The 402-nt window shown below is 62.2% G+C and carries 1 protein-coding gene; it reads left to right on the plus strand.

Annotated elements, in window-relative coordinates; all coding sequences use genetic code 11:
- A partial coding sequence (locus tag E0L21_RS24800) for a ShlB/FhaC/HecB family hemolysin secretion/activation protein (protein ID WP_131413846.1) occupies positions 1-402 on the plus strand: 402 nt, incomplete at both ends.

Genomic DNA, 402 nt, shown 5'->3' on the forward strand with positions numbered 1-402 from the left:
CGACGCCCCGCTGGTCAGCAGCACGCGCAACCTCTCCAGCCTGCAGCTTGGCATCAGCCACACACAGAAACTACTGGGCGGCGTGGCGACCTTTAACCCGACTTACAGCCACGGCATGCCGTGGTTTAACGCCGAAACCGATGAAGGCAAAACCGGCGATGTGCCGCGCGCGCAGTTCCGCAAGGGGAGCCTCAGCGCCAGTTTTCAGCGCCCGCTTACGAATGACCTGCTGTGGCTGACCAGCCTGTACGGGCAGTGGTCGCCGGACCGGCTCTACGGCAGCGAGCGCCTGACGCTTGGTGGTGAAAGCTCGGTGCGTGGTTTCAAAGAGCAGTACATCTCCGGCGATAACGGCGGTTACTGGCGCAACGAAGTGAATTACACCCTCTTCACGCTGCCGGT

It is taken from the genome of Kosakonia quasisacchari, from assembly GCF_004331415.1.
GTDB classification, from domain to species: Bacteria; Pseudomonadota; Gammaproteobacteria; order Enterobacterales; family Enterobacteriaceae; genus Kosakonia; species Kosakonia quasisacchari.